Origin of the sequence: Telmatospirillum sp. J64-1 (assembly GCF_006980715.1) — a bacterium.
Lineage (GTDB): Bacteria > Pseudomonadota > Alphaproteobacteria > Rhodospirillales > Magnetospirillaceae > Oleiliquidispirillum > Oleiliquidispirillum nitrogeniifigens.
In genome coordinates, this window is record NZ_SBHN01000036.1 from 1 (window position 1) to 22,709 (window position 22,709).

The 22,709-nt window shown below is 65.2% G+C and carries 21 protein-coding genes; 16 read left to right on the forward strand and 5 right to left on the reverse strand.

The genetic code is table 11. The features are described from left to right. Positions 1 to 262 precede the first annotated feature (262 nt). Together EPD66_RS22390 and EPD66_RS22395 are read right to left on the reverse strand one after the other, a co-directional pair. Positions 263 to 970 (reverse strand): alpha/beta fold hydrolase, encoded by a 708-nt coding sequence (locus EPD66_RS22390; RefSeq protein ID WP_142850792.1) that lies wholly within the window; start codon positions 968 to 970, stop codon positions 263 to 265. A gap of 8 nt (positions 971 to 978) precedes the next feature. Beyond that, the gene (locus EPD66_RS22395; RefSeq protein ID WP_142850811.1) at positions 979 to 1,527 is read right to left on the reverse strand and encodes a hydrolase; all 549 of its coding nucleotides are present in this window, start codon (positions 1,525 to 1,527) and stop codon (positions 979 to 981) included. 175 nt (positions 1,528 to 1,702) lie between these two features. Between EPD66_RS22395 and EPD66_RS22400 the strand changes: the two genes are divergently transcribed. The 12 genes from EPD66_RS22400 (at position 1,703) to EPD66_RS22455 (ending at position 16,749) form a co-directional block, all read left to right on the forward strand. Further along, positions 1,703 to 3,916, forward strand: coding sequence for a DEAD/DEAH box helicase (locus EPD66_RS22400; protein ID WP_142850793.1), 2,214 nt, complete (start codon positions 1,703 to 1,705; stop codon positions 3,914 to 3,916). A 9-nt stretch (positions 3,917 to 3,925) separates the two neighbouring features. Continuing rightward, positions 3,926 to 4,165: an Lrp/AsnC ligand binding domain-containing protein gene (locus tag EPD66_RS22405; protein WP_142850794.1), complete on the forward strand. Its 240-nt coding sequence runs from the start codon at positions 3,926 to 3,928 to the stop codon at positions 4,163 to 4,165. A 225-nt stretch (positions 4,166 to 4,390) separates the two neighbouring features. Further along, positions 4,391 to 5,332: an aspartate carbamoyltransferase catalytic subunit gene (locus EPD66_RS22410; RefSeq protein WP_142850795.1), complete on the forward strand. Its 942-nt coding sequence runs from the start codon at positions 4,391 to 4,393 to the stop codon at positions 5,330 to 5,332. Positions 5,333 to 5,336: 4 nt separating this feature from the next. Beyond that, entirely contained in the window at positions 5,337 to 6,635 is a 1,299-nt protein-coding gene (locus tag EPD66_RS22415; RefSeq protein ID WP_142850796.1) for a dihydroorotase family protein, read from the forward strand. After that, positions 6,628 to 7,221: a glycerol-3-phosphate 1-O-acyltransferase PlsY gene (gene plsY, locus EPD66_RS22420; RefSeq protein WP_142850797.1), complete on the forward strand. Its 594-nt coding sequence runs from the start codon at positions 6,628 to 6,630 to the stop codon at positions 7,219 to 7,221. The genes EPD66_RS22415 and plsY overlap by 8 nt, the downstream gene beginning before the upstream one ends. A gap of 108 nt (positions 7,222 to 7,329) precedes the next feature. Further along, positions 7,330 to 8,268: an alpha/beta fold hydrolase gene (locus EPD66_RS22425; RefSeq protein WP_185961571.1), complete on the forward strand. Its 939-nt coding sequence runs from the start codon at positions 7,330 to 7,332 to the stop codon at positions 8,266 to 8,268. Positions 8,269 to 8,304: 36 nt separating this feature from the next. Next, positions 8,305 to 9,435, forward strand: coding sequence for a DNA-processing protein DprA (gene dprA, locus EPD66_RS22430; protein ID WP_142850799.1), 1,131 nt, complete (start codon positions 8,305 to 8,307; stop codon positions 9,433 to 9,435). Between the two features lie 50 nt (positions 9,436 to 9,485). Further along, on the forward strand, positions 9,486 to 12,152 hold the full coding sequence (gene topA, locus EPD66_RS22435) for a type I DNA topoisomerase (RefSeq protein ID WP_142850800.1): 2,667 nt from the start codon (positions 9,486 to 9,488) through the stop codon (positions 12,150 to 12,152). Between the two features lie 2 nt (positions 12,153 to 12,154). Next, positions 12,155 to 14,398: a ribonuclease R gene (rnr, locus tag EPD66_RS22440; protein ID WP_142850801.1), complete on the forward strand. Its 2,244-nt coding sequence runs from the start codon at positions 12,155 to 12,157 to the stop codon at positions 14,396 to 14,398. A 106-nt stretch (positions 14,399 to 14,504) separates the two neighbouring features. After that, the gene (locus EPD66_RS22445; RefSeq protein ID WP_142850802.1) at positions 14,505 to 16,091 is read left to right on the forward strand and encodes a S41 family peptidase; all 1,587 of its coding nucleotides are present in this window, start codon (positions 14,505 to 14,507) and stop codon (positions 16,089 to 16,091) included. Between the two features lie 85 nt (positions 16,092 to 16,176). Beyond that, positions 16,177 to 16,344 (forward strand): 50S ribosomal protein L33, encoded by a 168-nt coding sequence (gene rpmG / locus EPD66_RS22450; protein ID WP_142850803.1) that lies wholly within the window; start codon positions 16,177 to 16,179, stop codon positions 16,342 to 16,344. Between the two features lie 78 nt (positions 16,345 to 16,422). Then, the gene (locus EPD66_RS22455; RefSeq protein ID WP_142850804.1) at positions 16,423 to 16,749 is read left to right on the forward strand and encodes a multidrug efflux SMR transporter; all 327 of its coding nucleotides are present in this window, start codon (positions 16,423 to 16,425) and stop codon (positions 16,747 to 16,749) included. Between the two features lie 146 nt (positions 16,750 to 16,895). Here EPD66_RS22455 and EPD66_RS22460 read toward each other — a convergent pair whose 3' ends face one another. From EPD66_RS22460 to purU, 3 genes are all read right to left on the reverse strand, one after another. Then, positions 16,896 to 17,261 (reverse strand): response regulator, encoded by a 366-nt coding sequence (locus EPD66_RS22460; protein WP_142850805.1) that lies wholly within the window; start codon positions 17,259 to 17,261, stop codon positions 16,896 to 16,898. Positions 17,262 to 17,359: 98 nt separating this feature from the next. Continuing rightward, positions 17,360 to 17,740 (reverse strand): DUF423 domain-containing protein, encoded by a 381-nt coding sequence (locus tag EPD66_RS22465; RefSeq protein ID WP_142850806.1) that lies wholly within the window; start codon positions 17,738 to 17,740, stop codon positions 17,360 to 17,362. Further along, entirely contained in the window at positions 17,741 to 18,601 is an 861-nt protein-coding gene (purU, locus tag EPD66_RS22470; RefSeq protein WP_142850807.1) for a formyltetrahydrofolate deformylase, read from the reverse strand. A gap of 185 nt (positions 18,602 to 18,786) precedes the next feature. On the opposite strand from purU, the gene EPD66_RS22475 reads away from it, so the two are divergent. From EPD66_RS22475 to EPD66_RS22490, 4 genes are all read left to right on the forward strand, one after another. Continuing rightward, positions 18,787 to 19,137 carry a hypothetical protein gene (locus EPD66_RS22475; RefSeq protein WP_142850808.1) on the forward strand — a complete coding sequence of 117 codons (351 nt, stop codon included), beginning with the start codon at positions 18,787 to 18,789 and terminating at the stop codon, positions 19,135 to 19,137. A gap of 117 nt (positions 19,138 to 19,254) precedes the next feature. Then, positions 19,255 to 19,467, forward strand: coding sequence for a hypothetical protein (locus EPD66_RS22480; protein WP_255448616.1), 213 nt, complete (start codon positions 19,255 to 19,257; stop codon positions 19,465 to 19,467). A 162-nt stretch (positions 19,468 to 19,629) separates the two neighbouring features. Continuing rightward, positions 19,630 to 21,057 (forward strand): sigma-54 dependent transcriptional regulator, encoded by a 1,428-nt coding sequence (locus EPD66_RS22485; RefSeq protein ID WP_142850809.1) that lies wholly within the window; start codon positions 19,630 to 19,632, stop codon positions 21,055 to 21,057. After that, positions 21,054 to 22,400: an ATP-binding protein gene (locus EPD66_RS22490; RefSeq protein ID WP_142850810.1), complete on the forward strand. Its 1,347-nt coding sequence runs from the start codon at positions 21,054 to 21,056 to the stop codon at positions 22,398 to 22,400. Before EPD66_RS22485 ends, EPD66_RS22490 begins: the two co-directional genes overlap by 4 nt. The last annotated feature ends 309 nt before the right edge of the window (positions 22,401 to 22,709 follow it).

The following is a 22,709-nucleotide window of genomic DNA, read 5'->3' on the forward strand; positions in this document are numbered from 1 at the left end:
AACGTAGACCGCCGCCAGAGATCAAGCTCTGGCGGCGGTTTTTTTAAGGGCAAAGCAGCCTCGATTTGCCACCTAAAAGGCCGATCCTCCCCCGCGCAAAGGTCTCCATGCTGAGGAGCTGCGAAGCGGCGTCTCGAAGCATGAGGCGGACCCGGTGAGGGCTATATGAAGTCAGGTCGTGATGCACATTAAAGGCCCACAACTTTAATATCTTTCTTGGTGCCTTGGTGGCTAAAAAACCCGTTGCCGCCGCATCCCCCGCCTAAGCGGCCAAATCCTGGAGCCAATAGCGCATCACCGCGCTGGTGGCATGGGGGCGTTCCATCGGCGGCAGGTGGCCGCAATCCTCGATCACGATCATCCGCGCATGAGGGATGCGCTCCGCCATCTCGTCATGAACCTTGGGCGGCGTCAGGGCGTCCTGGCGGCCGCACAGGATCAGGGTCGGACAGGTGATGGCGCGCAGGTCTTCCAGGCCTTCCTTGCGCCCCATGATCGCCGTCTGCTGACGCACGAAGGCTTCCTGCCCCACATTCTCGGCCATGCGCATGACGGCGGCCGTCAGGTGCTGGTCACTCAGGCGGTCGTGATGGATCAGCGCGGGCAGCAGGCGCGGCGTGACTCCCTTGAACCGGCCGCGCGTGGTCAGGTCGATCAGGGCGCGGCGCTGTTCGCTCTGCTCGGGCCGGTCGGCACGGGCATTGGTGTCGAGCAGGGCCAGGCCCAATACCCGCTCGGGCGCCTGGCGCAGGATTTCCTGGGCGACATAGCCGCCCATGGACAGCCCCGCCAGGGCAAAGCGCGGCGGCGCCGTCTCCAGCACGCGCCGGGCCATGGCGGCGATGGACTCATCCTGGGTCAGATCGGCGACGATGGGCGAAGCCAGATCGGTCAGGGTTTCGGTCTGGTGCCGCCACAAAGTGGCATCGCAAAGCAGGCCGGGCAGAAGAATCAGGGGAATCGGAGACATTCTTGGGATCACATGGCCTTGATATGGGGGATGAGGTCCTTGAAGGCTTGCGTATCGGCGCGGTTCAGCCATTCGAACACGGCCATTTCCGCCGTCATGGTGGTCACGCCGTTCATGCGCATGCGCTCATAGGCCGCCTGGGCATTGGCCGGGTTGCGCGAACCGCAGGCATCGGTGACGCAATAGACGTCGAAGCCTTCCGCCTTCAGCCCCAAGGCCGATTGCAGCACGCAGACATGGGCCTCGGTACCGCAGAGCACGATCTGGCGCTTGCCCAAGGCATTCAGATGTTCCAGCACCGCCGGTTCATGGGCGCAGGAGAAATGGCATTTGGAGACGAAGGAATCGGGCGGCGCCAATTCGCGCAGGTCGAACATCGTGGGGCCGATCTTTTCCGGCAGATGTTCGCTGACGACGATGCTCACATCCAGGCGCCGGGCGGCGCGCATCAGGAAGGCGCCGGTCTTCAGCACGGCACGCGGGTCGGACATGACCGGCACCAGCCGTTCCTGGACGTCGACGACAAGCAGGCAGGAGTCCTCGGCTCGCAACAGCATCACGATCCCTTCTTTCTTGTCTACGGGCGAGAGAGGGTAACGAAAATTCGCCTGGGCCGCCACCCAAACCCCTGGAATGATTGACAGCCGCGCTTGAACTTCTATTATCCGCCTTCACATGGGGTGGAAATCCCATGATTCCCGCTCGAGCACGGTTTCCGTTGAAAAAGATCGCATGAATTTCTCCGAACTCGGCCTCGGCGCCGAACTCCTGAAGGCAATCGAGGAAGTGGGCTACACCACTCCCACGCCCATTCAATCCCAAGCGATCCCCGTCATCCTGATGGGACGCGACGTTTTGGGCGTGGCCCAGACCGGGACAGGCAAGACGGCGTCCTTCACGCTGCCGATGATCGAGATCCTGGCCTCCGGCCGGGCTAAGGCGCGCATGCCGCGCTCTCTCATCCTCGCCCCAACCCGCGAACTCGCCGCCCAGGTGGCCGAGAATTTCGAGCTCTACGGCAAATACCACCGCCTGAGCATGGCCTTGCTGATCGGCGGTGAATCCTTCTCCGACCAGGAACGGGCGCTCGACCGGGGCGTGGACGTGCTGATCGCGACGCCGGGCCGCCTGATCGACCTGTTCGAGCGCGGCCGCATCCTGCTCAACGACGTCAAGATCCTGGTGATCGACGAAGCCGACCGCATGCTCGACATGGGCTTCATCCCCGATGTCGAACGCATCGTCTCGCTGCTGCCGTCGATCCGCCAGACCCTGTTCTTCTCGGCCACCATGGCGCCCGAGATCAAGCGCCTGGCTGATGCCTTCCTGATGAACCCGAAGGAAATCTCGGTCGCCCCGCCCTCCTCCACGGCGGCGACGGTGAGCCAGCACCTGCTGGTGGTCGACGAGATGGACAAGCGCGAGGCGCTGCGCCAGCTGCTGCGCCACGAGGATGTGAAGAACGCGCTGATCTTCTGCAATCGCAAGCGCGACGTCGAAATCGTCTACAAGTCCTTGACCAAGCACGGCTTCAGCGTGGTGCGGCTGCATGGCGACATGCCCCAGTCCTCGCGTACCGAGACGCTGGAGCTGTTCAAGAAGGGCGAGGCCTCGATGATGGTCTGCTCGGATGTGGCAGCCCGCGGCATCGACATTTCCGCCCTGTCTCACGTCTTCAATTTCGACGTGCCGATCCATTCCGAGGATTACGTCCATCGCATCGGCCGCACCGGACGCGCCGGACGCGAAGGCCGTGCCTACACCATTGCCACGCCCGATGACGGTCGCTTCGTCGCTGCCATCGAAAAGCTGATTGGCAAGCCCATCCCGCGTGTGGAACTCGAAGGTATGCCTCAGCTGGAATTGGATATGGAAGGCGGCGCCCGCAAGCGGCGCGGCAAGAAGGGCAAGGACAGCCGCAGCGAGAGCCGCCGTCCCGAACGCACCGAACAACGCGCCGCCCCGGCGGAAGCCCCGGCCCAGCCGGAACGGCGCGAGCCCGAGCGGCGGGAAGAACGCCGCGACTTCGACCGCAATCGCAGCCGCGACCAGCGCCCCGCCCAGGGACAGCAGAACGGCCAGAGCGCCCCGCAGGGCCGCGACCGCCGCGACCGCCGCCGCCGCGAATACGACGAATTCGGCATCGGCGAGATGAAGCATCCCGACAACGTGCTCGGCTTCGGCGAACACGTCCCCGACTTCATCAAGATCGAGATCGTGCTGCCCCCCGTCCGTTCGGCGGAGGAATATGACGAGCTCGACGAAGTCGAACTGGAACAGCCCGAAGAGGCGGTGACCGAGCAGGAAGAAACGCCTGCCGAGAAGCCCGAACGCACCCGCCGTCCGCGCCGCCAACGCCGCCGTGCCGAGGAAAAGGCGGCCGAGGAAACGGCCGCCGAAGAGCCGGCCGTCCAGGAAGAGGCAGCGGAAGAGAGCGTTTCCGCGGAACCTGCCGCCACGGAAGAACCCGTCCTGGTGGAAGAGCCCGCGACCGTGGCCGAAGCCGCCCCGGTGGAAGCCGTCGAGGCCGAGAAGGCTGCCGAGGCCGCTCCGGCGGAGGAAACGCCCTCCGTCACCGAAGCGCCTGCCGCCGAGGCGGTGGAACCGCAGCCGACCGAGGAAGCCGCTCCCGAGAAGCCCAAGCGCACCCGCCGCAAGGCCGCGCCCAAGGAGCAGCCTGCCGAGGGCGAGGAGCAGAAGCCGGTCCGCAAGCGCGCCGCGCCGAAGAAGGCCGCCGCCAAGAAGACGGATGAAAACGCCGATGAAAAGGCGGTGAGCGAGAAGAAGACCGCGGCGAAGAAGCCTGCCGCCAAGAAGGCCACCACGCCGCGCCGCCGCAAGAAGGCGGAGGAAGGCACCGAAGCGGCTACGCCCGCCGACGCCACGCCCGTGGAAGCGGCCGAGGCCGCCGCCGCAACGACCGAAGCCCCCAGCACGGAAGAATAAGGTCCGGCCATGCAGACCATCTTCGTGATGATCAAATGCGAACTCGGCCACGCTTATGACGTGGCCGACAGGGCCGTCGAGGTCGAGCAGGTCTCGGAGGTGCATTCCATCTCCGGCCAGTACGACCTGCTTCTCAAATGCTATCTGGACGACGGACAGGATGCCGGTCATTTCGTGACCGGCAGCCTGCAAACCCTGCCCGGCGTCCGCGACACCTTCACCCTGATCGCCTTCAAGGCCTTCGGCTGAGGTTTCTCGCTGTCCCATGCTTCGAGACGGGCCTTCGGCCCTCCTCAGCATGAGGGTTATCTTATTGATCCCAATAAAGAAATAACCTCACCCTGAGGAGCCGCGTCTGCGGCGTCCCGAAGGGCGAGGCGGTCCACGGGCTTTGCCGCAGCGAATCCCGGCAGGGCCTTTCTGCCCCCAACGCCATCTTGCAGGCCGTCGCGGCCCGGCATATAGTCCCGCGCCATGACCAAAGAATACTTCAGCCACAAGCACCTTCTGGGCATCCAGGGGCTGCATCCGCCCGAGATCCAGGAAATCCTGGATCTGTCGGACCGTTACGTCGAACAGAATCGCGGTGGCGACAAGAAGCAGTCGTCCTTGCGCGGCCGCACCGTCATCAATCTGTTCTACGAAAGCTCGACCCGCACGCGCACGTCCTTCGAACTGGCCGGCAAGCGGCTGGGCGCGGATGTGATCAACATGCAGGTGTCGGCCAGTTCGGTGAACAAGGGCGAGACGCTGATCGACACGGCGATGACGCTGAACGCCATGCATGCCGATATCCTCTGCGTGCGTCATCCCGATTCCGGGGCGGTCAAGCTGCTGTCGCAAAAGGTCAATTGCGCGGTCATCAATGGCGGTGACGGCAGCCACGAACACCCCACCCAGGCCCTGCTCGACGCTTTGACCATCCGCCGCCGCAAGGGTCGGCTGGGCGGTCTGACGGTCGCCATTTGCGGGGACGTGCTGCATTCCCGCGTGGCGCGCTCGAACATCTATCTGCTCAACACCATGGGCGCACGGGTGCGCCTGGTGGCGCCGCGCACCCTGCTGCCCGCGCAGGCGCAGCGCCTGGGTGTCGAGGTCTTCCACGACATGCGCGAAGGCCTGGCCGATTGCGACGTGGTGATGATGCTGCGCGTGCAGAACGAACGCATGAAGGGCAGCTTCATTCCTTCGATCCGCGAATACTTCCGCTTCTTCGGTCTGGATTACGAAAAGCTGGCCTGCGCGAAGCCCGATGCCATGGTCATGCATCCGGGTCCCATGAACCGGGGCGTGGAGATCGATTCTGATCTGGCCGACGACGTGGAACGCAGCGTGATCCGTGAACAGGTCGAAATGGGTGTGGCCGTGCGCATGGCCTGTTTCGATATCCTGGCCCGCAATCTGGCAGGAGCGTAAGGCGATGCCCCATAGCACTCCGGCCCGCGTGGCCTATGTGAATGCCCGCCTGCTCGACCCGGCTTCCGGCATGGATGCCAAGGGCGTGCTGGTGACCGAAGGCGAAGTGATCGCCGAATTCGGCCCCGATGTCTCCATCCCCGAAGGCGCCACCGTCATCGACTGCGCCGGCCAGTGCCTGGCCCCCGGTCTGGTGGACATGCGCGTGCAGCTGCGCGAACCGGGCGAGGAGCATAAGGAAACGCTGAAAAGCGCCGCCGAGGCGGCCGTCGCGGGCGGCGTCACCTCGATGGTCTGCCTGCCCAACACCCATCCGGTGATCGATGACGTGGCGACGGTGGAATTCGTCGCCCGCCGTGCCCGCAAGAACGGTCTGGCCAAGGTCTATCCCTATGCCGCCGCCACCAAGGGCCTGAAGGGCGAGGAACTGGCCGAGATGGGCATGCTGGCCGAAGCCGGCGCCCTGGCCTTCACCGACGGCTGCAAGGCCATCGGCGACGCCAAGACCATGCGCCGCGCTCTGTCTTACGCCGCCACCTTCGGCCTGCTGGTCGTGCAGCATCCGGAAGATCCCTCCCTGGCCCGTGACGGCCTGATGAACGAGGGCGAGATCGCCACCCGCATGGGCCTGGCGGGCATTCCCAGCTGCGCCGAAGCGATGATGCTGGAGCGCGACATGCATCTGGTCGCCCTGACCGGTGCCCGCTACCATGCCGGCCATGTCTCGACCGCCGAGGGCCTGAACGTCCTGCGCAAGGCCAAGGCGCGCGGCCTGAACGTCACCTGCGACACCGCGCCGCCCTATTTCGCCCTAAACGAGCTGGCGGTCGGCGACTACCGCAGCTTCGCCAAGCTGTCCCCGCCCCTGCGCTCGGAAGCGGACCGTCAGGCCGTGGTGGCCGCGCTGAAGGAAGGGCTGATCACCGCCATCGCCTCGGACCATGCGCCGCAGGACCAGGACTCGAAGCGCCTGCCCTTCGCCGTGGCGGCCTTCGGCGGCGTCGGCCTGGAAACCCTGCTGCCGGTCTCGCTCGAGCTCTACCACAACGGCCATCTGTCGCTGCTCGAGGTCCTGCGCCTCGTCACCTGCGGCCCGGCCGACCTGCTGGGACTGAAGGCCGGACGTCTGGCCAAGGGTGCCCCGGCCGACTTGGTGATGTTCGACCCCGAGCGGGGCTGGCAGATCAAGGCCGAGAAATTCCGCAGCAAGTCCAAGAACTCTCCCTTCGATGGCCGCCCGGTCCAGGGCCTCGTGCTCCGCACGGTGATCGACGGACGCACGGTCTTCGAACGGCATGACTGAGATCGTCTCGGCCCTGCTGGGCTATCTGCTGGGCTCGGTACCCTTCGGGCTGGTGCTGGTGCGCTTGGCGGGGCTGGGCGATATCCGAGCCATTGGCTCGGGTAATATCGGCGCCACCAATGTCCTGCGCACCGGCCGCAAGGATCTGGCGCTGGCGACGCTGATCCTCGATTCCGGCAAGGGGGCGATCGCCGCCCTGGCCGCCCTCTACGCCACCGGCAGCACCGAAGCCATGCTGGCGGCCGCCTTTTTCGCCGTTCTGGGCCATAATTTCCCGGTCTGGCTGGGCTTCAAGGGCGGCAAGGGCGTCGCCACCACCCTGGGAGCGCTGCTCGCCACTTCCTGGCCGGTGGGCTTGGCGGCCGCCCTTACCTGGCTGGTGACGGCGCTCCTGTTCCGCATCTCCTCCCTTTCGGCCCTGGTGGCGCTAGCCCTCAGCCCTGCCTTCGCCTGGTATTTCGCCACGCCCGCCCATGCCGCCATGGCCGCCGGTCTGGCTGTGATCGGCTTCATCCGCCACCGCGCCAACATCGCCCGCCTGCTCAAGGGCGAGGAACCCCGAATCGGCTCGAAGAAGAAGGGCTGAGGCCTGCCTCCGTCCCGCCGCTTCCGCGAAAGCGGGAGGCCGGGTTTTCCACATCTTATGGAACCCCCGTCCGCTCCTCTTGTTCATGTAGGCAAGAGGGAGGTGTCGATGCGGGCAAGTTCAGTGGCAGGGGTAACGCTGGCCGGGGCGGCGGCCGCGGCCTTGGGATGGCATGCCGTCCAACGCACGCGCCGGGCGGAGGAACAGTATCCGCCGCAAGGACGGTTCATCTCCGTGGACGGCGTGCGGCTGCATTATCTGGATCGGGGCGAAGGCCCGCCGCTCGTGACGATCCACGGCGCGGGCAGCATGATCCCCGATATCGCCGGAAGCCCGGTCTATCAGGAACTCGTCAAGAGCCACCGCATCCTCTCCTTCGACCGCCCCGGCTACGGCTATAGCGAGCGGAGCAAGGACCGGCGCTGGACCGCCAGGGCCCAGGCCCGGCTGCTGCACGAAGCGATGGACAAGCTGGGCGTGAAGCGCCCGCTGGTCCTGGCCCATTCCTGGGGCTGCATGCCCGCTTTGGCGCTGGCCCTCACCCGGCCCGCACCGGTCGCCGGGCTGATCCTGATGGGAGGCTATTACTATCCCACCTTCCATCCCGCCGTGCCGCTTGTCGGGCTGTTCCGGGGCGGCCCCTTCTCCCATGTCCTGTCTGGAGCATTGGGCCGCAGGATGGCGTGGAACGGGGTGCGCAGCAGCTTCTGGCCCGACAAGCCCTGCAACTTCGATCACTTTCCCCTCGATATCGCCGCCGCGCCTTCGCGCATGGGGGCGCTGGGCGAGGATTTCCGCCTGCTGATGAGTTCGGCTGCCTCGCTGGCGCCGCACTATCCCGAGATCAACCTGCCCATGGTCATCCTGGCCGGCACCGCCGATAAGGTCGTGGACTACCGCGTCCATGCCCTGCGCCTGCACCGCGACATCCCGCATGCGCAGCTATGCCTTCTGCCGGGAACGGGCCACCATATTCATTATGTTTGCCCCGATCAGGTGCTGGGGGCGGTCGAACGGACAGGACGCTGGGCTAGGCAAAGCTGGTAGTTGACGAGCGGAAGGCAATCGCTCACCTTCGCGTGCATGAACCTGCAGCGCCCTTCTCTTTCGATCTCCGAGCGACTGGATTGGCTGCGCCTGATCCGCAGCGAGAATGTCGGCCCGATCACCTTCTACCGGCTGCTCGACCGCTTCGGCGATGCCGCTTCGGCCCTGGCCGCCATTCCCGAACTGGCCCGCAAGGGCGGGCGCAAGCGCCCCATTGTCGTCTGCTCCAAGGCCGCCGCCCTGCGCGAACTGGAAGCCCACGAGAAGCTGGGGGCGCAACTGGTGGCGCGCGGCGAGCCTTCCTATCCCCCTGCCCTGGCGGCGGTCGAGGATGCCCCGCCGCTGCTGTCGGTGCGCGGCAATACGCATCTTCTGCCCAGGCCCGCCGTGGCGATGGTGGGCGCGCGCAATGCCTCGATCAACGGCCGCAACTTCGCCCGCAAGCTGGCCTTCGAGCTGGGCCGGGGCGGCTTCGTCGTCGCCTCGGGGCTGGCGCGCGGCATCGATACTGCCGCCCATGAAGGCGCCCTGGACGGCGGCACGGTCGCGGTCATGGCGGGCGGCGTGGATGTGGTCTATCCGCCGGAGAACAAGCGCCTCTATGAGGAGATCGTGGCCCGGGGCGCGGTGGTCTGCGAGATGCCGCCCGGCACCCAGCCCCAGGCCAGCCATTTCCCCCGGCGCAACCGCATCATCTCGGGCATCTCTCTGGGCGTGGTGGTGGTCGAGGCCTCGCCCCGTTCGGGTTCGCTGATCACCGCCCGCTTCGCCTTGGAACAGGGACGCGAGGTCTTCGCCGTGCCCGGCTCGCCGATGGATCCGCGCTGCCAGGGTCCCAACGGCCTGATCCGCCAGGGCGCAACCCTGGTTCAGTCGGCCGCCGACATCTTCGAGGCGCTGGACTTGCTGCTGCGCCGTCCGCTGGCGGAACCGCCGAAAGGCTCCTTCACCCCTGGCGCCGCGCCGATTCCCGACGATTCCGAGGTCGAAAAGGCACGAAAAGAGGTGGGGGAAGCCCTGGGCTCGTCCCCAGTGACGGTTGACGAAATCATCCGGCAATGCCAATTGTCAGCATCCGTGGTGTCCATGGTGTTGCTCGAGCTGGAACTTGCCGGCCGCCTTGAAAGACATCCGGGCAATCGCGTGTCGCTGCTGCACGGCCTGTAAGCCCTGCCCGCGCGGCCAGATTTTCCCTTCTCCGGCATGATTTGGGTTCTATGAAAGTCGTCGTCGTCGAATCGCCCGCCAAGGCCAAGACCATCAACAAGTATCTGGGAAAGGACTTCACCGTCCTTGCCAGCTACGGCCATATCCGGGATCTGCCGGCGAAGGACGGTTCGGTTCGTCCCGAAGACGGCTTCGCCATGGATTGGGAGACCGATCCCAAATCCGATCGCCATATCAAGGAAATCGCCCAGGCGCTGAAGGGGGCCGAGGGGCTGTACCTGGCCACCGACCCCGATCGCGAGGGCGAGGCCATTTCCTGGCATGTCAAGCGCGTGCTGGAGGACCGCAAGGCGCTGAAGGGAATCGACGTCAAGCGCGTGGTCTTCAACGAGATCACCAAGTCGGCGATCCTGGACGCCATGAAGAATCCGCGCGACGTCCATCAGGACCTGGTGGATGCCTATCTGGCCCGCCGCGCGCTGGACTATCTTGTCGGCTTCACGCTGTCGCCGGTGCTGTGGCGCAAGCTGCCGGGCTCGCGCTCGGCCGGGCGCGTGCAATCGGTGGCGCTGCGCCTGATCTGCGAACGCGAATCCGAGATCGAACGCTTCCGCGCGCAGGAATACTGGACCATCTCGGCCGACTTCCTGACCAGCGGCGGCTCGGCGGTGACGGCCAGCCTGACCCATCTGGAGGGCCGCAAGCTCGACAAGTTCGACCTGCCCAACGAAGAAGCCGCGATGGCCGCCAAGGCCGCCATCGAAAAGGCCAGCTTCTCGGTCGCCTCGGTCGAGCGCAAGAAAGCCAAGCGCAATCCCTATCCGCCCTTCACCACCTCGACCCTGCAACAGGAAGCTTCGCGCAAGCTCTATCTGTCGGCCAGTCGCACCATGCAGCTCGCCCAGCGCCTGTATGAAGGGGTCGATATCGGCGGCGAGACGGTCGGCCTGATCACCTATATGCGTACCGACGGCGTGCAGATGGCCGCCGAGGCGATCTCCGCCTGCCGCTCGCTGATCGGCAAGCAGTTCGGCGACCGTTTCCTGCCCTCCTCGCCGCGCATCTACAAGACCAAGGCCAAGAACGCCCAGGAAGCCCACGAAGCCATCCGTCCCACCGATGTCTTCCGCCGCCCCGAGGACGTGGCCCCCTATCTCGACCGCGACCAACTGCGCCTCTACGAACTGATCTGGAAGCGCACCGTGGCCAGCCAGATGGAAAGCGCCGAACTGGACCAGGTGGCGGTGGACATCGCCAGCCAGAACCGGCAGATCGTGCTGCGCGCCACCGGCTCGGTGGTGGTCTTCGACGGCTTCCTCAAACTCTACCGCGAAAGCCGCGACGATAGCGGCGACGGCGAGGACGAAACCGACCGCCTGCTGCCCGACGTCAAGGAAGGCGAGGCCATGCAGGGCCGCGCCCTGCGCCCCGAGCAGCACTTCACCCAGCCGCCGCCGCGCTTCACCGAAGCCAGTCTGGTGAAGAAGATGGAAGAGCTGGGCATCGGCCGTCCCTCGACCTATGCCTCGATCCTGTCGGTGCTGCAGGAACGCAACTACGTCAAGCTGGACAACCGCCGCTTCGTGCCAGAAGACCGCGGCCGTCTGGTCACCGCCTTCCTGGAAGCCTTCTTCAACCGCTACGTCCAGTACAACTTCACCGCCGAGCTGGAAGACAAGCTCGACGAAATTTCGGGCGGCAACATCGACTGGAAGAAGGTGCTGGAGGATTTCTGGCGCGACTTCAGCAATTCCGTCGAGGAAACCAAGGAACTGCGCGTCTCCCATGTGCTGGACGTACTGGACCAGGAATTGGGGCCGCATTTCTTCCCCGAACAGGAAGACGGCCATGATCCGCGCAAATGCCCGACCTGCGGCGAGGGACGGCTCAGCCTGAAGCTGGGCAAGTTCGGCGCCTTCATCGGCTGCAGCAATTATCCCGAATGCCGCTACACCCGCCCGCTTGCCGTGGCCGAAGCCGGTGCCGCGCCCGAGGAAGCCGCCGAAGGGCCGAAGCTTCTGGGCATCGATCCCGAGACCGGCAAGGAAGTGACCCTGCGCAAGGGCCCCTACGGCCATTACGTGCAGTTGGGCGAGGCCGAGCCGGGCAGTAAGGAAAAGCCCAAGCGCGTCTCGCTGTTCCGTGGCCTGGAACCGGCCGATGTGACGCTGGAAGTGGCGCTGAAGCTGCTGGCCCTGCCCCGCGTCATCGGCAAACATCCCGAAACCGGCGAGGAAATCAGCGCCGGCATCGGCAAGTTCGGCCCCTATCTCAAGCATGACGGCAAGTACAAGTCGCTGGGCAAGGATGACGACATCCTCAGCATCGGCCTGAACCGCGCCGTGGATCTGCTCGCCTCCAGCCCGGCGGGCGGACGCAAGAAGGCCGAGGGCAAGGTGATCGGCACCCATCCCGAAGACGGCCAGCCCGTGACCTTGCACGAAGGCCGCTACGGCCCCTATGTCTCTCATAACGGCGTCCACGCCACCCTGCCCCGCGACCGCGAGGAAGGCAGCGAGCCCAGCCTTCAGGAAGCCATTGCCCTGATCGCCGCCAAGGCGGCCAAGGGCGGCGGCGCCAAGAAGAAGGCTCCGGCCAAGAAGGCGGCGGCGGCTGCGCCGAAGAAGACGGCGGCCAAGACGACGGCGAAGAAAGCCCCCGCCAAGAAGGCCACACCCAAGAAAGCCGGCGCGACGGCGACGGCTGGCGAGGATTGACGGTGAAGAAGGTCGGCAAGGGAAAAACGCCTCTCCCCAGCAAGCAGGAACTGCTCGACTTCATCCGCAACTCCCCCGGCCATGTGGGTAAGCGCGAGATCGCCCGCGCCTTTCACATGACCGGCGATCTCCGCGTCGAACTCAAGCGCATGCTGCGCGAGCTGGAAGCCGAGGGCGCCGTCGAAAAAGGCGGCAAGCGCCGCTTCGGCCGTCCCGGCACCTTGCCCGAAGTGGCGGTGGTCGAGCTGTTCGGCACCGACACCGACGGCGAATTGCTGGCCCGCCCGCTGGTCTGGCGCGAGGAGGGCAAGCCGCCGACCATCTACATGGCGCCGGAACGCATCGCCGGCGTGGCCCTGGGCGTCGGCGACCGCGTCCTGGCGCGGCTGCGCCGCCTGCGCGACGATGCCTATGAAGGCCGGACCATCCGCCGCATCTCGACCGGCCCCGCCGCCGTGCTGGGCATCTTCCAAATCGGGCCGGAGGGCGGCTTCCGCATCCATCCGACGGACCGGCGCGAGAAGGCCGATTACATCGTTCCCCCCGACGGCTCGAACGGCGCCGAGAATGGCGAACTGGTGCTGGCCGAGCTTCTGCCCGGCCGCGCCTGGGGCCTGCGCCAGGCGCGCGTGACCGAACGCCTGGGCAGCATGGCCAGCCCCCGCGCCATCAGCCTAGTCGCCATCCACACCCACGGCATCCCCACCGAATTCTCGCCCGAATCCATCCAGCAGGCCGAACAGGCCGAGGCCGCGCCGCTGGGCGAGCGGGAAGACCTGCGTGACGTGCCGCTGGTGACCATCGACGGCGAGGATGCGCGGGATTTCGACGATGCCGTCTTCGCCGAGCCCGATTCCTCGCCCGACAATCCCGGCGGCTGGCACATCATCGTCGCCATCGCCGATGTCGCCTGGTATGTGCGCCCCAACGACGCGCTGGACCGCGACGCCTTTGAACGCGGCAATTCGGTCTATTTCCCCGACCGCGTCGTTCCTATGCTGCCCGAGGCCCTGTCCAACGGCTGGTGCTCGCTGCGCCCCGACGAGGAACGCCCCTGCCTCGCCGTCCATATGTGGCTGGACGCGGACGGCAACAAACTGCGCCACCGCTTCGTGCGCGGCCTGATGCGGTCCAAGGCGCGGCTGACCTATACCCAGGTGCAGAATGCCCGCGACGGCCAGCCCGACGAGAAGACCGCGCCGCTGGTCGAACCGATCATCGCCCCCCTCTACGGCGCCTGGGAGGCCCTGTTCACCGCCCGCCGCCGCCGGGGCGTGCTGGAACTGAACCTGCCCGAGCGCAAGGTCGTGATCGACGAGAACGGCAAGGTGGCCCGGGTCGAACCGCGCCCGCAATGGGACAGCCACCGCCTGATCGAAGACTTCATGATCCAGGCCAACGTGGCCGCCGCCGAGGAACTGGAACGCCTGCGCCAGCCCTGCATGTATCGCGTCCACGACCAGCCGACGCTGGAGAAGATGGAATCCCTGCGGGAATTCCTCGGCACGCTGGACATCAATATCAGCAAGGGCCAGCGCCCCAAGGCCGAGCAGTTCAACCGCATCCTGGAGCGCGTGGCCGACACCCCCCATTCCGAGATGGTCAACCAGGTGATCCTGCGCAGCCAGGCCCAGGCCGTCTACAGTCCCGACAATCTGGGCCATTTCGGGCTGGGACTGGAACGCTATGCCCATTTCACCTCGCCCATCCGCCGCTATGCCGACCTGCTGGTCCATCGCGCCCTGATCGCCGGACTGAAGCTGGGCGAAGGCGGCCTGCCCGCCGATGCCGCCGCCAAATTCGGGGAGATCGGCGAACATATCTCGGACACCGAGCGCCGCGCCGCCCTGGCCGAACGCGACTCGATCGACCGCTACACCGCCTCCTTCCTCGCCGACCGCGTGGGCGCCACCTTCGCCGGCCGGGTCAACGGCGTCACCCGCTTCGGCCTGTTCGTCACCCTGACGGAAACCGGTGCCGACGGGCTGGTGCCGATCAGCACCCTGCCCGAGGATTACTACGTCCATGACGAGCGCAAGCATTGCCTCACCGGCCGCCGCCGTGGAAAGGTCTACCGCCTTGGAGACATGGTCGAGGTAATGCTTTCCGAGGCCGATCCCATCACCGGATCGATGGTCTTTACTCTTCTGGATGAAAAAGGCCAACCGACGAGCGAAAACCGGACCCGAGGAAAGATCAGCCTTCGGCCCCGACGGTCGAAACCATTTGGGAAACGCCGCCGTTAAATAAGCAACCCAGCGTCATTGCTACCAAAGAGGTACAATAAAAGTCTGTACCTCGGAGGTATCCCTTGGTCATACTGCGCCCTGTACTTCTTAGGACATACCACGGGTGACAGTCGTGACGCAGAAAGCACTAACTCGCTGGATCATTGTCGGTACTTTGCTGGTGGCAGGCGCTTGCGCCCCCACGAGCGAGGCATCGGTAACGGGCCAGAGCGCTTCCCTTAGCGTTCCCGAAGCTACACGGGTTCTGTCTTTCGGTTTCGACAACATTCGTAACCGTCATATCGAAGCGATGGCCGTCCGCGCCATGGCGCAGGAAGGGCTGCAGGGGCTTTCCACCATCGATCCGGCCATTTCCGGCCGCATCGAAGGCAATCAGGTGATCCTGACCCATAACGGCGCCACCATCGCCACCTATGCCGCCCCGGCGGAGAACGACAGCGGCGCCTGGGCGCGTATCCTGGTCGCCGCCTTCCAGGACGGTCAGAAGGTTTCCGCCCCGCTGGCCGCCGCCGACGCGGAAGGCCTGTACGAAGCCGTCTTCGTCCCGACCCTGGCCAAGCTGGACCGCTTCTCGCGCTATTCCGGCGTGGAAAAGGCCAAGCAGCTGCGTTCGAACCGCACCGGCTTCGGCGGCGTCGGCATCCGCTTCGAGGTGGAAGAGCATGGCGTCTCCGTCCTGGAAGCCACCGAGGACGGCCCTGCCGCCAAGGCGGGCCTGACCAGCGGCGACATCATCACCCATATCGACGGCGCCCCCACTGCCGGTCTGGACGCCCAGCAGGTGGCCGACCGCCTGCGCGGCGCCATCGGCAGCAATGTCTCGCTCACCGTCACCCGTGCCGACCAGAACCGCACCGTCGCCCTGCGCCGCTCGCTGGTGGTCCCCAACACGGTGACCATGAAGATCGAGGATGACACCGCCGTCATCCGCATCACCAGCTTCAACCAGCGCACCGGCGCCCAGACCACCGAGGCGGTGCGCGAGGCCCGGGAACAGCTGGGCGACCGCCTGAAGGGCGTGGTGCTGGACCTGCGCGGCAATCCCGGCGGCCTGCTCGATCAGGCGGTCCATGTGGCCGACCTGTTCATGAAGGAAGGCCCCATCGTCTCGACCCGCGGCCGCCACACCCAGGCCAACCAGTTCTATTCCGCCCGTCCCGGCGATATCGGCGAGGACCTGTCGGTGGTGGTCCTGGTGGACGGCCGTTCCGCCTCCTCTTCCGAGATCGTCACCTCGGCGCTGCAGGATTCCGGCCGGGCCGTGGTCATCGGCACCAATTCCTACGGCAAGGGCACCGTGCAGACCGTGCTGCGCATGCCCAACGAGGGCGAGATGACCATCACCTGGTCGCGCTATTACAGCCCCGCCGGCTATGCCCTGCATAATCTGGGCGTGCTGCCCAATATCTGCACCAGCGACGAGACGGCCAACCCGGTCGGCCTGATCAATGCGGTGATGACTGGCACCACCACCGTCAGCAGCGAACTGGCCCAGTGGCGCGCCACCAGCTTCGAGCAGACCGACCTGCGCGAACAGTTGCGCACCCACTGCCCCTCGCAGCAGCATGCCGATTACAAGATGGACCTTGAACTGGCGAAGCAGGTGCTGAGCAACAAGGATCTCTATCGCCGTGCCGTCAACCTCAGCACGCCGGGCGCCACCATCCAGGCCGCCATGCACCACGACTGAGTTCGATTACCCTTGACAGCGGCGGAAAATCGCGTATTTTCCGCCGCCTGACTTCGCAGCAAACGAAATTTCGGGATTTTCCGCCATGGCCAAGCCCAATACCATTCTCATCAAGCTGCTCAGCACCGCTGACACCGGGTTTTTCTACGTGGCGAAGAAGAATCCGCGCAAGACCACCGAGAAGCTTGAGTTCCGCAAGTACGATCCGGTTGTGCGCAAGCACGTCCTCTTCCGCGAAGCCAAGATCAAGTAAGATCGCTTCCGGCAAGATCATTGCCTGAAACGCCCGCGCAGCCACTGCGCGGGCGTTTCGCTTTCCGGCGCCGTTCCGATGCCCTATCTGCTGCTCATTGCCGCCATCATCGCCGAAGTCACGGCCACCACCGCGCTGAAGGCCTCTGCGGGCTTCAGCAAGCTGGGTCCTTCCCTGCTGGTGGTGTCGGGCTACGGCATCGCCTTCTGGCTGCTGTCGCTCACCCTGGAGCGCCTGCCGCTGGCGGCGGTCTACGCCATCTGGTCGGGCGTGGGAATGGCCGGGGTGGCCATGACCGGCTGGCTGCTGTTCCGCGAATCCCTGGGGCCCGTCACGCTGGCGGGCATCGGCATCATCGTGCTGGGGGTGGCCGTGCTGGCCTGGGGAATGCAGACGGGGCGGTAGAAATTTCCCCTGCCCGCCCCATGCTTCGAGACGCCCCCGCGGGCCTCCTCGGCATGAGGATTATCTTATTGAAAATAAGGTAAGGAAATAGCCTCACCCTGAGGAGCCGCGAAGCGGCGTCTCGAAGGGTGTGGCGGCCCGGGTTGCTACTTCAGGAAAGTAGCAACCGTCTGCAGGAAGTTCGCCACCGAAATGGGCTTGGCGATATAGCCTTCGCAGCCGCCTTCGCGGATCTTCTCTTCATCGCCCTTCATGGCGAAGGCGGTCACGGCGATCACCGGGATCGCCTTCAGCTCGTTGTCTTCCTTGAGCATCTTGGTGATCTCGAGGCCCGAGATCTCAGGCAACTGGATGTCCATCAGGATCAGGTCCGGCCGGTGCTCGCGCGCCAGCTTCAAGGCCTCCCGCCCATCCTTGGTCTGCAAGGTGCCATAGCCGTGCGCCTGAAGCAGATCGTTGAACAACTTCATATTCAGGTCGTTGTCTTCAACGATGAGAATGGTCTTGGACATGTACAATCCTTAAAACGAACGCCCGGCCGGTTCCGGTGGGTGTAAAGTAGAAAACGAATAGGCTTAGCCGCCCATCATCTTCAATTCCTGGACTCGTGTCAAACCGGCCCACGCGTTTTGTGACGCAATCTCAGAGCGTGGACCGCAAGAAGCATCCACCCGAGGATGAAGGCGGACCCGCCGAAGGGAGCCACCATGCCCGCACGCAGGCCGCCCAGGCCGATGGCGTAGAGGGCGCCGCAGAACAGCAGCGTTCCCGCCACGAAGGCCAGCCCCGCCGCCGTCACCAGCCGTCCCGGCCAGGCCTGGGACAGCCAAGCCACCGCGACCAGGGCCAAGGCGTGATACATCTGGTAGCGCGCGGCCTTGTCCACCAGACCGGCGGCATAGGGATCGTCGCCCAGGCCATGGGCGGCAAAGGCGCCCAGGGCCACCGAGACCGCGCCGCTGAAGGCGCCGATTGCCAGCCACACCTTCATCTAGCGGAACACCACCGTCTTGTTGCCGTTCTGCAGCACGCGGTGTTCCACGTGCAGCCGCACTGCGCGGGCGAGGACGCGGTTCTCGATATCGCGGCCCACCGCCACCATGTCCTCGGGCGTATGGGTATGGTCCACGCGCTCGACCTCCTGCTCGATGATCGGGCCCTCGTCGAGGTCGGTGGTGACGTAATGGGCGGTGGCGCCGATGATCTTCACGCCGCGCGCATGGGCCTGGTGATAGGGCTTGGCCCCCTTGAAGCTAGGCAGGAAGGAATGGTGGATGTTGATGGCCTTGCCCGACAGGCGCTCGCACAATTCCGGCGACAGGATCTGCATGTAGCGCGCCAGCACCACCAGGTCGGGATCGAGATCGTCGAGCAGCCCGATCAGCTGGGCTTCCTGCTGGGCCTTGGTCTCGCGGGTCACCGGCAGATGGTGGTAGGGAATATTGTGCCATTCCACCAGGTCGCGCATGTCGCCGTGGTTCGAGATCACCGCCGGAATCTCCACCGGCAGGGTGCCCGTATGGTAGCGGTGCAGAAGGTCGTTCAGGCAATGGCCGAATTTCGACACCAGGATGACCACCTTGGCCTTGCGGTCGGCATCATGCAGATGCCAGATCATCTGGAAGCGCTGCGCCACCAGGGAGAACTTCTTGGCCATCTCGGCCTTGGGCGGCATCAGCGCCCCGGCGGTAAAGACGATCCGCATGAAGAAGCGCCGCGTCAGCGGGTCGCCATATTGCGCCGCCTCGGTGATGAAGGCGTCGTGCTCGGTCAGGAAACCCGAAACGGCGGCGACGATGCCGACCGTGTCGGGGCAGGTGATGGTAAGGATGTAGCTGCGCTTTTCGGCCATTGGAACATACTGCCTGAACGATGGTTTCAGGCTGTGATACCGGACGGGCCGCGCGAGGCCAAGGGGCTTTCGTCCCACCCGCTTGCGCATACCCGGATCGTCTTGCTTTTTTTCCCGATTCCGCCCATGGTCCCGCCACCGGGCGTTCCGCGACAGACGCCCGGCCCAGCCGATTGGAGTGCCCCATGAAGACCGTCTATTACAAGGCCGGCGACGCCGAGTGGAAATACGAGCTCGAGGACGAAGAGCACGACAACATCATCAATAACCTGCTCCAGGAAAACGCCGACCTGGAAGAGATGGTGAACGATTCCTTCGAGATCCTGCGCGACCTCTCCTCGCTCGACGACGACGAGTTGGACGAGGACGACATCATCGACCAGACCATCTCGATCGCCGTTCTCTGGCACTACTTCAACACCGTCCCGCCGGAAGGCGAGCGGCTGGAAGGCGATATCGTCGTCATCGAGAATGAAGACGGCGACGGCGTCAGCATCGTGGCCGCAAGCGATGTGATCGAGGAAGACGAAGAGTAAGCTTCCCGCTGGCGAAGAAAAGCGCCCGTCGCCCGACGGGCGCCTGCCATTGTCCTTGCTCCTCCGCTTTGACCACAATAATATTGTGGTCATTGTCCATGTTCATGCCAAGGAGCGATGATGGCGACCTACAAGATAAAACTGGCCGGTGAAGGCCTCGTGGCCCCGGCCCACCGCCTGGCCGATCCCGGCCCGACCAGCGGCTCGGCCCGCATCTATGAAATCACCTGTCCCGACGGCGTGACCGTCGACGAGGTGATCACCGCCTTCAAGGCCCGCATCCCCCAGGGCGACCGCTACGAACTGGACTGGGCCGACCTGCAAGGCTGAGCCTTCGCGGCAGGCGGGAATCGCAACGCGGGCCGGCCTCGCCCGTTCCCCCATTCCCCTCCGGCTGTTCCGTCCTCCCCGCCCCCGGCGGTCGCGCTGTTTCCCCAGCCTGAACAAGGTTATGCTGTCCCCATCGCTGGAGCGGAAGGAGACACGAAAGGGATGACCGACCTGCCCATCATTCTGGTGGTGGATGACGAAATCCGCTCACAGGAAACGCTGGAACGTGTCCTGTCCGAGGAATTCGAAGTCCTGCGGGCCTCGAATGCGGAAGAAGCCGAGGCGCATCTGGAAAACGAGATGGTGCATGTCATCCTGTGCGACCAGCGCATGCCGGGAAAGCTGGGGGTGGATTTCCTGAAGGAGGTGCGCGACCGCTGGCCCGACCCGGTGCGCATGATCATCTCGGGCTATACCGAATCCGAAGACATCATCGCCGGCATCAACGAGGCCGGAATCTACCAATACATCACCAAGCCCTGGGACCCCGACGAATTGCTGTCGCTGGTGCGCGGGGCGGTGCAGCTCTACCGCCTGCAGCACGAGAACCAAGCCGCCAGCATCGAGATGAAGCTGACGGCGGAACGCCTGGAACAGGTGGTCGCGGAAAAGAAACGGGCCCTCAAGCACCACCATCACTTCGAGCGCATCCTGCACGCCCCCTCCTCGCCCCTGGCCGAAGCGGTGGACTTGGCACGGCGCATCGCAGGCTACGACATTTCGGTCCTGGTCACCGGGGAATCGGGCACCGGCAAGGAATTGCTGGCCCGTGCCATCCACTACAATTCCCCCCGCGCCGAGAAGCCCTTCGTCATCGAGAATTGCGGCGCCCTGCCCGACCAATTGTTGGAATCCGAACTCTTCGGCTGCAAGAAGGGCGCCTTCACCGGCGCCTACGAGGACCGCATCGGCCTGTTCGAGCAGGCCAATGGCGGCACCATCTTCCTCGACGAGATCGGCGAGACGTCCCCGGCCTTCCAGGTCAAGCTGCTGCGCGTCCTGCAGGAAGGGGAAATCCGCCCGCTGGGGGCCCGCCTGACGCGGAAGGTCAATGTGCGCGTCATCTCGGCCACCAACCGCACTCTCGAGGACGAAGTGGCCGCCGGGCGTTTCCGCCGCGACCTGTTCTATCGCCTTGCCGCCTTCCCCATCCATCTGCCGCCCCTGCGCGAGCGCCCCATGGACGTGCCGCTGCTGGCCCAGCTTCTGCTGCAGGACGCCGTCAAGGCCTTCGGAAAGAAGCTGAAAGGCTTCACCCCCGCCGCCATGGCCCGCCTCTGCGCCCATGACTGGCCCGGCAATGTACGCGAGTTGCAGAACGAGGTCAGCCGCATGGTCGCCCTGGCCGAGACCGACTGGCTGGACGAGGACCTGCTTTCGTCCCGCCTCGGCCGTCCCCATTCCTCTCCCACCACCGGCGGCACGCTGAAGGATCAGGTCGAGGCCCTGGAAGAACGCATCCTGCGCGAAGCCCTGGCCCGCCATCGCTGGAATATCAGCCGCGTGGCCGAGGAGCTTGGCCTGTCGCGGGTCGGCCTGCGCGGCAAGCTGCAACGTTACGGCCTTGAACGCGCCGAGAGCCTGCCATGAGCGACGACCAGTCCCCAAAACAGCCGCCCTTCCCCGGCGACGTTCCGGAAACCGCCTGGATCGAGGTGATCCAGAAGATGGAAGAGGTCTATTCCGACCTCATCCGCTACGAAGTGGATCTGGAACAGAAGAATGCGGCGCTTGAGGAAGCGCAGCAATTCATCACCAGCGTCGTCTCCTCGGTATCGGACATACTGATCGTCTGCGACCAGAAGGGCCGGGTGCAGCAGGTCAACCGCGCCCTGGTCGAACTGACCGGCTTCGACGAGTCGGCTTTCCTGGACCGCCCGGTGCGCGACCTCTTCGTCGACGACGCCACCCTGCCCGCCGGTTTCTGCGAGCAGATGGCCGAGTTGCAGCAGGACGGCGTGACCGACCTGGAAGTCCGCCTGCATTGCCGCGAGGGCACGCCCAGCGACCCGGTCGCCATCAACTGCTCCACCCGTTTCGACACCAGGGGACGGCCCGCCGGGCTGGTTCTGATCGGGCGGCCCGTGGGCGAGCTGCGCCGGGCCTATCAGGCCCTGAACGCCGCCCATGCCGAACTGAAACAGGCTCAGCAGCAACTGGTGCAGTCGGAAAAGATGGCCTCGCTCGGCCGCCTGGTGGCCGGGGTGGCGCACGAACTGAACAATCCCATCAGCTTCGTCTACGGCAATGTCCACAGCCTGGCCCGCTACCGCGAACGCCTCACCACCTATCTTGAGGCCATCCATGCCGGAATCCCCGAAGAAGAACGCGAGGACCTGCGCCGGAAATTGCGCATCGACCGCCTGCTCTCCGATCTCGGGCCGCTGATCGAAGGAACGCTCGAAGGGGCGGTGCGGGTGGCGGATATCGTCAAGAATCTGCGCCGTCTGTCCTTTTCCAGCCAGGGCGAGCCGGAACGGCTGGACGTCTCCGCCGTCATCGGCACCGCCGTGCAATGGGCCGCCAAGGGCCGCCCCCAGGCCATCCCCATCCATTGCCGCCTGCCCCCCGGCCTGTCCGCCAGGGGCCATGCCGGGCAGCTGCATCAGGTCATGGTCAACCTGATCGAGAATGCCCTCGACGCCGTGGCGGGGCAGCCCTCCCCGGAAATCAGGGTAATGGCGGAAAGCGGGCCGGATTGGGTCTGGGTCACGGTGGAAGACAACGGCCCCGGCATCCCGCCCGAGAATGTCCTGAAGGTCTTCGATCCCTTCTTCACCACCAAGCCCGTCGGGCACGGCACCGGGCTGGGGCTGTGGATCAGCTATGGCATCATCAAGGACCATGGCGGCATGATCGAGGCCGGAAACATCCAAAGCCCCGACGGCACCCCCGGCGGCGCCCGCTTCCGCTTCTCGCTGCCCGCGGCATGAACAAAAACGCGGCCCCCGATGAGAGGCCGCGTTTTTTGAAGACTGGATGGGCTTCCGCCCATGCCCGACCGGGGCGATGCCTCGGGCGTCTTTTTCTTCTCAGAATTACCTGGGAAGATAGGCCTTTGGCCCGCCTCGCCTTTCGAGACGGTCGCTTCGCGACCTCCTCAAGGTGAGGCTACCCCCTCATCCTGGAGACCTTTGCACGGAAGGCATGATTGTGATTCGATAGCGGCCTGTTCGATCAACAGGAGAGGCCGTCATGGCACGCAAGCGGATTGGTCAGTTAGGCTGGGCCGATGCGGCAGT